This is a genomic window from Streptomyces colwelliae (assembly GCF_048158785.1).
Classification (GTDB): domain Bacteria; phylum Actinomycetota; class Actinomycetes; order Streptomycetales; family Streptomycetaceae; genus Streptomyces.
This window is the reverse complement of the sequence record NZ_JBLTJC010000369.1, coordinates 1-10,041: the sequence shown is the minus strand read 5'-3', so window position 1 is coordinate 10,041 and position 10,041 is coordinate 1. Positions and strand designations below refer to the sequence as shown.

Sequence of the window (10,041 nt, the reverse complement as noted above, 5' to 3'; positions counted from 1 at the left end):
CATGGTGCTCTCCCTCGCGAAAGGTCCGAGTGCGGAGACGCATCCGGCGTCGACGGCCAGGACGGTGCCGGTGATCGGTCGGACCTGCTCACCGGTGAGGTAGGCGATGACGTGGGCGACCTCGTCCAACGTCTATGCCCCGCAAGGGAACAGGGCTCACGCCCCGGTCGTCGTGTGGATCCACGGCGGCGGCTTCTTCGGCGGCGCCGGACAGGACACCAACCCGCGCAAGTTCGTCCAGCAGACGGGCGCGATCGTCGTCACCGTCAACTACCGCCTGGGCCCGCTCGGTTATCTGAACCTCCCCGAGCTGCGCGCCGAGAACGCCAACGGTGCCGGGAACTACGGCCTGTTGGACCAGCAGTCGGCGCTGCGCTGGGTGCGGTCCAACATCGGGCACTTCGGCGGCGACGCCAAGAACGTCACCATCGCGGGCCAGTCCGCGGGCGGCAGTTCGGTCTGCGACCAGCTCGCCTCGCCCACCGCCAAGGGCCTGTTCGCGCGGGCGGTCATCATGAGCGGCAGCTGCGCCCTCCAGACGGCGGCCGCCGGTGAGACGCAGAGCCAGGCCTTCGTCAAGGAGATCGGCTGCGCCACCGCCCCCGACGTCCTCGCCTGCCTGCGCGCCAAGCCCGCCTCGGCGATCGTCGCCGCCCAGGTGAAGGCCCCGATCCGCCCGTCCCTCGGCGGCACCGCGTTCCCGGTGGACCCGGGGACGGCCGTACAGACCGGGAACTTCACCAAGGTCCCGGTCATGCTGGGCCAGACCAACAGCGAACGCGGCCTGTTCACCTTCCAGACCTACGACTACCTCGGCACGCCGATGACCGCCGACCAGTACACCCAGGCGGTGAAGTCGACGTACGGCACGAACGCCGACAAGGTCCTCGCCGAGTACCCGCTCACCGCCTACCCCACCCCGGGCCAGGCCTGGACCGCCGTCCAGAACGGCTCCACCTCCTACGACCGCCAACAGCTGATGGCACGGCTGTCGAAGTGGGTGCCGACGTACGCCTACGAGTTCGCCGAGAGCGACACCCCGCACTTCACCTCGATCTACCGCCTCCAGCAACAGAGCGCCACGGCAAGGGACTTCCCCTTCGGCGGAGCCATCCACGTCGACGACCTGGGCTACATCTGGGACTACCTGGGCCAGACGTTGCCCTACGACGACGACCAACTGGAGCTGTCCCGGCAGATGATCACCTTCTGGGACCACTTCACCACGACCGGCGACCCGAACGGCTCCGGCACCCCGAACTGGCCGAAGTACAGCACGAAGACAGGGGAGTTGATGTCCCTGAAGGCCTGCGACACCGCACCGTCGAGCAACAAGCCCCCGGCGGCCTGCTCCCAGTCCACCCGTGACTTCGCACAGGAACACGACCTGGACTTCTGGCAGAGCCTGGGGTCGGCGTGAGGGGAGCAATTCAGCCTGGGGCGAGGCGGGTTCGCCACCTCCTCGCCCTCCTGGCGGCACTTCTCCTGACCGTGGGCGGCAGCACGGCCGCCGCCCACGGCTCCACCACGCGCACCTTCTCGCCCCAGGTGACCCACACCGGCACCGGCCCCACCGGCTACCAGGTCACCTTCCGCTACCGGGACCCGCAGGCCACCCGCGTCCAGATCAAGGGCGAGTGGTACTTCGCCAACCCTTACGAACTGTCCGCCCTCTCCAGCCCCGAGGGCGGCACCGTCGAGACACCGGGGACAACGCCCGCGCACTGGCGGCCCGGTGACATCCCGATCGCGTACCCGAACTCCCCGGCCGCCAACTGGCCCGTGGTAGACATGAAAAGGGGCGCCGGGGGAGTGTGGACGTACACCACCCCCCTCCCGTCCGGCGTCTTCACGTACTCGTTCTACGTCGACTGCGCGGACGCGACCCAGACCGGCTGCACCGCCCACTCCGATCCGGCCAACCCGCCCTGGAACGAGCACAACGGCAAGGCGACCGGCACGGTGGAGGCCACCAGCCAGGTGTACGTCCCCGCCGACCCGGCCTTCGATTCGGTCAACTACGCCTGGCAGGGCCCGAGTCGAACCCACGGCACGCTGACCCACGTCACCTACCGGTCCCCGACCTCACTCACCCCGCCCGGCGAGAACTACCTCTCCGTCTACACCCCGCCCGGCTACGACCCGCACCGCGCGCAGCCGTACCCGACGCTCTACCTCTTCAGCGGCGACGGCACCGAGATGGACTGGAGCACCCAGGGGGACGCGGGCAACATCCTCGACCACCTGATCTCCACCGGCCAGATCCAGCCGATGGTCGTGGTGATGCCCAACACGGCGGGCTACCCGGACTCGACGAACTACGCGTCGTTCGACGCCAACCTGCTCAACACCCTTGTCCCGTACGTCGGTTCGCACTACCACGTCTCCACGGACCCCACCCGCCGTGCCGCAGCAGGCCTCGGCTACGGCGCCTCGCTCACCAACTCGCTGCTCTTCGAGCACACTTCCGCCTTCGGCTCGTACGGCGCGATGAGCCCCGGCCTGCGCGGCAACTACACCCTCCCGACCGCACTCACCGCCCAACAGACCGCAGCGCTACGGCAGGTGGACATCTTCGTCGGCGGCGGTTGGCAGGACCCGAGCCACTACTACCACGCGAGCGAGATCGCCCTGCTGAACCGGGCGGCCGTCCCCGTGACCCCCGGATTCGTCAACGGCGGCCACAACTGGTTCGCGTGGCGCCTCGACCTCAAGGACTTCCTCACCCGCACGGCCTTCTTCCCGCAGGCAGCGGGCTGAGCCGGAGGTACCTCATGCCGTTACGCAAGCCCCGTAGAACCGCGTCGATTCTCCTCACCGCCCTGTTCCTGACGGCGACCGCACTGGTGCTGGGCAGTCCCGCCACGGCCGCGATCAGCGACCCTGTGCGCACCGCGTCCGGCCAGGTGCGAGGCGCCCCCGGAACCGTCGACCCGTCCGTCACCGCCTTCAAGGGCATCCCGTACGCCGCCCCGCCCACCGGCGCCCGGCGCTGGCGGGCGCCCGCAAAACCGGCCTCCTGGAAGGGAGTTCGCGACGCCACCACGTTCGGCGACTCCTGCCCCCAGGCGAACACAACCCTCGTGATGAGCGAGGACTGCCTCAACCTCAACGTCTGGACCGGCGCGTCCGGCAGCCGCGAGCGACGCCCGGTCTTCGTCTGGATCTACGGCGGCGGCTTCTCCGGAGGTTCGAGCGCCGACCCGCTGTACGACGGCGAGAACCTGGCCCGCAAGGACGTAGTCGTGGTCACCCTCAACTACCGCCTCGGCGCGCTCGGTTTCCTCTCCACACCGCAGTTGACCAAGGAGTCCGGACACGACGCGTCCGGCAACTACGGGCTGCTCGACCAGATCGCGGCCCTGAAGTGGATCCGGCAGAACATCGCCGCGTTCGGCGGCGACCCCGGCAACGTGACGATCGCCGGACAGTCCGCGGGCGCGGGTTCGGTCGGCTTCCTGTCGATGTCCCCGCTCGCCAAGGGCCTGTTCCAGCGGTCCCTCGCCGAGAGCCAGGTGCGCGACCCGGGCGACCCCGAACTCCGGTACCTGGGAGTGTCGTATCGCACGAAGGACAGCGCGGAGAGCACGGGCACGGCGTACGCGAAGGGCAAGGGCGCCGACTCGCTGAAAGCGCTGCGCGCCCTGCCCTGGCAGGACCTGACGGACGCAGCGAGCCTCTCGGACACGGCAGTTGACACCGGGAGCATCGCGAAACCGCCGCTGTTCCGGCCCGTCGTGGACGGCTGGGTGATCCCGGCCGACTACAGCACGACGTACGCCACCGGCGCGCAGCACGACGTCTTCTTCCTGGCTGGCAACAACCTGGACGAGAGCGGCGCCGTACCGGAGACCGCCTTCGACTACTGGCGCGAGGCCGGCTACCCGAACAGGCCGGGCGCGCCACCGGTCCATGTCACGCTCGCGGACTATGTGAGCGCGGCCCGGCAGAAGTTCGGGACGATGGCCGACGAGTTCCTGACGCTGTACCCCGCGACGACCGACGACGAGGCGGCTCTCGCCAGCAACGACGCGATCCGCGACAACTCCCGTGTGTCCGCGTACCTGTGGGGCACGAAGTGGACCCGGCACACCCGCCAGCCGGTCTACACGTACTTCTGGACCCACCGCCCGCCCGGCCCCGACCACGACATCCGGGGCGCCTACCACGGCTCCGAGATCGCCTACGTCTTCGACAACCCGACCCCGTACTGGACCGACGAGGACCGCGCGATCGGCGAGACCATGTCGTCCTACTGGGCGAACTACGCCGCCACCGGCAACCCCAACGGCCCCGGTCTCCCGGCCTGGCCCGCCTACGACCCGAAGTCGCCCACCGTCATGGAGACCGGCGACCACTTCGGCCCGATCCCGGTCGCGAGCAGGACGAAGACCGACTTCTGGAGGAGGTTCTTCCTGACGCAGGACGCCTGGTAGGAGCAGAGGAGCGGGAGAGGAGCGGGAGAGGAACGGGAGAGGTTTCGCCGCTACGGCTTGTCCAGCGCGCGGCCGACAGCGGCGGCCGTCTCCCGCACGGCGGCGCCCAGCCGGTCGTACGGCGTACTCATGGCCGCCGTGACCGAGACGGCCGCCACCGTGACGCCGCCCCTCAACACCGGTGCCGCCAGGGACAGTTCGCCCAGCCGGTACTCCTCGTGCGCGGCGGCGAGTCCCGTCGCGCGGACACGGGCCAGCTGGGCGCCGAGGATGCCCGGCGCGGTGAGCGTGTGCGGGGTGTGGCGTTCGACGGTGGCCGGCGGGCCGTGTCCGTGGGCCAGCAGCACCTTGCCCGCGGCCGTCGCGTACAGCGGGAGCCGCTCACCGCTGACCAGGCACAACGCCGTACCCTCCGCCGGAACGGCGACGTCCGCGTGCCCTCCCGTCCGCGCGGACAGGGTACGGAGCGCGGGCAGCGCCGCGTCCAGCAGCCCACGAGGGCAGGGTGCCGCCGCACCGAGCGCCCGGATCCGGGTGCCCAGGCGATAGGAGCCGTCGCCCGCCCGCTCCAGCCCGCCCCAAGCCACCAGCTCCCGCACCATCCGCAGCGCGGTGGGCACCGGCAGCCCCGTCCGCCGTGCGATGTCCGTCAGCCGCAGGGTGTCCGGGGCGCCGACGAAGGCGTCCAGCACCGAGAAGACCCGCCCCGCCACGCTCCCGGCCACTGCGCACCCCACGTTTTCATCCAGTGAAAGCCGGACGTTGTCGCCGCCCGGCACGGCCCGCGAAGGTCAACGCATGACTCTCGACCTCTCTTCCGACGAGCTTCTGTCCACCACCCGGGCCGTCCGTCACCGTCTCGATCTCACCCGACCCGTACCCCGTCAACTCCTTGAGGAATGCGTCGACTTGGCGGTCCAGGCGCCGACCGGACGCAACCGCCAGCGCTGGCACTTCGTCATCGTCACCGACCCGGAGCGGCGGGCCGCCCTCGCCGAGGTGTGGCGCGCCGGGGTGAGCACGCCGGGTGTCTCCGACCCCGTCCCGGAGCGCGACGTCCGCCGGGCCGGCGTCGCGCACATGGAGCGGGTGTACTCCGGCGCCGCCCACCTCTACGAACACATCCACGAGGTCCCGGCGATCGTCGTCCCGTGCGTGGAGGGCCGCACCGACGACGCACCCGTACTCCGGCAGGCGGGCACCTGGGGATCCATCCTCCCGGCCGTCTGGAGCTTCATGCTCGCCGCCCGCGCCCGGGGCCTCGGCAGCTGCTGGACCACGGGCAACCTCGTCCACGAGAAGGACGCGGCCCGCGTCCTCGGCATCCCCTACGACGACGTGATGCAGGCGGCGTTCATCCCCGTCGCATACACCCTCGGCACGGATTTCCGCCCGGCCCGCCGTGTCCCGCGCGAGGAGGTACTGCACTGGGACGCGTGGTGACGCGGCGGAGACGGCTTTCCGCAACTGTTTTGAACGTGTTCAATTCTCGGCGTAAGCTGCCGCCATGAACGACAGAGCCGCCCTCCTGAAGGGCATCCGCGCCTGGCTGGTCCTGTTCGTCGTCTGTCTGGTGCTCAGCGGCGCCACCGCCTTCCCGCTGGTCCACGAACTCCGCTGGACCGAGGACGTGTTGAGGTCCCTGTCCGTACCGCACTACCTGCCCACCCTGATGGACTGGATCGTGCAGGTACGACAGGGACTCGACACCGCCGACACCGACTACCCCTTCCTCCTCTACGGCACGGACTGGCTGGCCTTCGCCCACCTCGTCATCGCGGTCGCCTTCTACGGCCCCTACCGCGACCCGGTCCGCAACATCTGGGTCGTCGAGTTCGGGATGATCGCCTGCGCCGGGATCATCCCGCTCGCCCTGATCTGCGGGCCGATCCGCGGAATTCCCTTCTGGTGGACGGTGATCGACATGTCCTTCGGCGTCATCGGGATCGTCCCGCTGTACGTCGTACGGAAGAGGATCAAGCGCCTGGAGGCCGTGACACTCGCGGCAACTCCCGCCCCCGCCCTGGCTACTTGAGCGCCGCCAGCGCGATCCGTTCCGCGACCGCGTTCATCGACTCGCCCTTCGCGTCCGTCGAGTTGACCGAGTAGACGAGGGTGCGGGACAGGTCGCGGGTGGCGAGGACGACCGCGCTGTAGCCGTACCGGGCACCGGACTTGAGCCAGTACACCTTGCCGCCGTACTCGAATCGCTGGAGCCCCGCGCTGTAACTGGCGCCCTTGATGCCGGCCGGGACCGTGAACATCTCCTTCAGTTGCGGGCGCGGCACGATCCGGCCCCGGAACAGTGCCGTGATCAGCCGCTCCAGATCGGCGGTCGTCGAGATCATGTCGCCGGCCGCCCACCGGTCCGCCTGGTTCCAGTCCGTGACGTCGACGAACTTCGTTGTGCCGTCGGGCTGTTGGACCATCTGGTAGCCGTGGTTGTGCGGGCCGCGGATGTGCGGGTCGGTGCCGGGGAAGTACGTGTCGCGCATGCCAGCCGGGTGCAGGACCAGCCGGGTGGCCTCCGCGGCGTACGAGTGGCCCGTCACCTTCTCGATCAGCAGGCCGAGGATCGTGTAGTTGATGTTGAGGTAGTCCTGCCGCTCACCCGGCCGGAACTCCGGCCCCTTTGCCACCGCCGACGCCACGACCTGCCGGGGTGTGAGGGTGTCGAAGCGGTGCGCGTACTGGTCCTCGAAGGCGTCCCCGAAACCGTCTCCGGCCTGGATGCCGCTCGTGTGGTTCAGCAACTGCCGTACGGAGATGGGCTCGAAGGCCTTCGTGAGCAGTCCGGGCAGGTAGTGCTGGACCGGTGTGTCCAGGTCGACCTTCCTCTGCGCCGCGAGCCGCAGCACGGTCGCCGCCGTCACGACCTTCGTCGTCGAACCGGCCCGGAAGCGCGCGTCGGGGTCGGCGGCGGCACCGCTCTCCAGATCGTGCACGCCCGCGCTGCCGCGCCAGGTCCCGTCGGTGCCTCCCACCCGTACGAGAGCCGCCGTCGCGTCGGAGTCCGGGAGCCCGGCGAGTGCCGCGCGCAGTGCGTCGGCGTCCGGTCCGGTCGTCTCCCGCGCGGTGGCCGAGGGGGACGGGGACGCGGCCCAGGCGGGGGCTGCCAACGGCCCCGCCGCGAGGGCGAGTACGAGGGAGGCGGTGAGGACGGTGGTGCGACGGCGGGGGCGCATCGGCTGCTCCTGGGATCTCCGGCGGCTGTCGGTGATCAGCCTCGTCCGACACGGCCGTAGGCGGATCGTCGGCGAGGAGGGTGCCCGTCCCTGGTGTTACCCCGAGCAACTTCCGTACCGCACAAGGGGTTTGCCGGGGTTGGCCCCTACGGGATCGATTCAACTCGGCACGGCGAACCCTTAGTTGAAGTCGACGCCGGAAAAACTGTTATCGCGGAAGCCTTCACTCCGTCTCCCTCTGCGTCCCCAGTCTCCTCACGCACCGGAGCCACCCACATGGCCACCAGCGCACGCAAGTCCACCAACAAGCACCGCCTCACCCGCCGGGGTCTCTTCACCCTCGGCGGCGGAGTCGCGGCGGCGGGAGTCGTCGGCGGCGGAATCGCCGCGTTCTCGGGAGGTGGGGCCAACGCCGCGCAGACCGGTACCGCCACCGCCATCGGCACCCCCACCGCCAGGCCGGAGGCCCTCGTCCACCCGGGCATGCTGCACAACGCGGGCGACCTGCACCGCGCCAAGGTCCGCGTCGCCGCCCGCAAGGACCCCTGGCTGTCGGGCTGGACACGGCTCACCGCCAACCGGCACTCCGCGAGCACGTGGCAGCCCCGCCCGCAGGCCGTCGTCGTACGCGGCGGCACCGGCCAGAACTACGTCACCCTGTACAACGACATCCACGCCGCCTACCAGAACGCCCTGCGCTGGCAGATCGGCGGCACCAAGGCCAACGGCGACACGGCCGTCGCCATCCTCAACGCCTGGTCGGCCACCCTCACCACGGTCAGCGGCAACTCCGACCGCTTCCTGGCCTCCGGCATCTACGGCTACCAGTTCGCGAACGCCGCCGAACTCGTCCGCGACCACCCGGACTTCGAGTTCGACCGCTTCAAGAAGATGATGCTCACGGTGTTCAAGCCGATGAACATCGACTTCCTCACCAACCACAACACCGCCAACATCTCCAACTACTGGGCGAACTGGGACCTGTGCAACGTCGCCTCCCTCATGGCGACCGGCATCCTCTGCGACGACCGCGCCACCTTCGAGCGCGGGGTCACCTACATGAAGTCCGGTGCGGGCAACGGCTCGTTCAAGAACGCCATCCCCTTCGTCTACGCCGGCCAGGACCTCGCCCAGTGGCAGGAGAGCGGACGCGACCAGGGTCACACCATGATGGGCATGGGCCTGCTGGGCGCGATCTGCGAGATGGCCTGGAACCAGGACGTCGACCTCTACGGCTACCTCGACAACCGGTTCATGATGGCCGCCGAGTACGTCGCCAAGTACAACCTCGGCGGGGCCGTGCCCTTCACGACGTACGCCTGGCGCAGCGGCCAGGGCGCGGGCAAGTACATGGAACAGCCTGTGATCTCCGACATAGCCCGCGGCGCCGTTCGCCCGGTTTGGGAGATTCTGTACAACCACTACGCCCGTCGGCGGCGCCTCTCCACCCCGTTCATCACCCTTATGGCTGAGAAGGTGCGTGCGGAGGGCGGTGGCGGCGACTACGGCCCGAACAGCGGCGGTTTCGACCAGCTCGGCTTCGGGACGCTGCTGTACAGCAAGTGACATCGGGCGGTATCGGGTGATGCCGGGGAGGGCGAGGGGCGACGTGGACGGGCGGCAGTGGCACTCCACCATCGCGGCGGCGCAGGCCGGTGACCGGCGGGCGCTGGACGAACTGGTCGCGGGCTGGCTGCCGTTGGTCTACAACGTGGTCGGCCGCGCCCTCAACGGCCATGCCGACGTGGACGACGTGGTCCAGGAGACGATGCTCCGCGCCGTCGACCACCTGGGCTCACTCCGCGACCCCGACAGCTTCCGGTCCTGGCTGGTGGCGATCGCCATGCGCCAGATACGGGACCGGGCGCGCCGCCGCAAATCCCCCGACCAACTGCCGGACGGGCTACCGGGGGACGCCGCCGACTTCGCCGAACTCACGGTCCTGCGCCTCCAGTTGGAAGGGCAGCGGCGTGAGGTCGCGGAGGCGGTGCGCTGGCTCGACGACGAGGACCGCCAACTCCTCTCCCTGTGGTGGCTGGAGGTCGCGGGCGAACTCACCCGCCGCGAACTGGCGTCGGCGGTCGGCATCAGCCGCCAGCACGCGGCGGTCCGCGTCCAGCGCATGAAGGAACGCCTGGAGACCGCCCGGTCCATCGTCCGCGCCCTCGACGGCGCGTGCCCCGACCTCCGTGACGCCACCGCCCGTCGGGACGGCCGCCGCGACTCGGTCTGGCGCAAACGCATCGCCCGTCACCTGCGGGGCTGCGCCTACTGCGGCGACCCCCGCGAGTCCGTCGTACCGGCGGAACGCCTCCTCGTCGGCATCGCCCTCGTCCCGCTGCCGATCGGCTTCACGCTGTCGCTGGCCTTCGGGGCGAAGACGGCCGCGGCGGCGGGCGTGGCGGGGGCGGCCTTCGGGG

9 protein-coding genes are annotated in these 10,041 nt (G+C 70.1%); 7 read left to right on the top strand and 2 right to left on the bottom strand.

Annotated elements, in window-relative coordinates; genetic code table 11:
* Window positions 1-106: 106 nt before the first annotated feature.
* Genes ACNFOC_RS44100 through ACNFOC_RS44090 form a run of 3 tightly spaced genes read left to right on the top strand, consistent with a single transcriptional unit; the run spans window position 107 to window position 4,436 of the window.
* Window positions 107-1,420, top strand: coding sequence for a carboxylesterase family protein (locus ACNFOC_RS44100; protein ID WP_416964639.1), 1,314 nt, complete (start codon window positions 107-109; stop codon window positions 1,418-1,420).
* Complete coding sequence (locus ACNFOC_RS44095; protein WP_416964638.1) at window positions 1,417-2,760, top strand: alpha/beta hydrolase-fold protein; 1,344 nt, start codon at window positions 1,417-1,419, stop codon at window positions 2,758-2,760. Before ACNFOC_RS44100 ends, ACNFOC_RS44095 begins: the two co-directional genes overlap by 4 nt.
* A 14-nt stretch (window positions 2,761-2,774) precedes the next feature.
* Window positions 2,775-4,436 carry a carboxylesterase/lipase family protein gene (locus tag ACNFOC_RS44090; RefSeq protein ID WP_416964637.1) on the top strand — a complete coding sequence of 554 codons (1,662 nt, stop codon included), beginning with the start codon at window positions 2,775-2,777 and terminating at the stop codon, window positions 4,434-4,436.
* Between the two features lie 50 nt (window positions 4,437-4,486).
* Here ACNFOC_RS44090 and ACNFOC_RS44085 read toward each other — a convergent pair whose 3' ends face one another.
* Window positions 4,487-5,161 (bottom strand): IclR family transcriptional regulator, encoded by a 675-nt coding sequence (locus ACNFOC_RS44085; RefSeq protein ID WP_416964636.1) that lies wholly within the window; start codon window positions 5,159-5,161, stop codon window positions 4,487-4,489.
* 73 nt (window positions 5,162-5,234) lie between these two features.
* On the opposite strand from ACNFOC_RS44085, the gene ACNFOC_RS44080 reads away from it, so the two are divergent.
* Window positions 5,235-5,879, top strand: coding sequence for a nitroreductase family protein (locus tag ACNFOC_RS44080; protein WP_416964635.1), 645 nt, complete (start codon window positions 5,235-5,237; stop codon window positions 5,877-5,879).
* A gap of 64 nt (window positions 5,880-5,943) precedes the next feature.
* Window positions 5,944-6,471, top strand: coding sequence for a hypothetical protein (locus ACNFOC_RS44075; RefSeq protein ID WP_416964634.1), 528 nt, complete (start codon window positions 5,944-5,946; stop codon window positions 6,469-6,471).
* Here the strand turns inward: ACNFOC_RS44075 and ACNFOC_RS44070 are convergent.
* Complete coding sequence (locus ACNFOC_RS44070) at window positions 6,464-7,621, bottom strand: serine hydrolase domain-containing protein (RefSeq protein ID WP_416964633.1); 1,158 nt, start codon at window positions 7,619-7,621, stop codon at window positions 6,464-6,466. The genes ACNFOC_RS44075 and ACNFOC_RS44070 overlap by 8 nt on opposite strands.
* 276 nt (window positions 7,622-7,897) lie before the next feature.
* Between ACNFOC_RS44070 and ACNFOC_RS44065 the strand changes: the two genes are divergently transcribed.
* Window positions 7,898-9,187 (top strand): alginate lyase family protein, encoded by a 1,290-nt coding sequence (locus ACNFOC_RS44065; RefSeq protein WP_416964632.1) that lies wholly within the window; start codon window positions 7,898-7,900, stop codon window positions 9,185-9,187.
* 19 nt (window positions 9,188-9,206) lie between these two features.
* A partial coding sequence (locus ACNFOC_RS44060) for an RNA polymerase sigma factor (protein ID WP_416964631.1) occupies window positions 9,207-10,041 on the top strand: 835 nt, incomplete at its 3' end.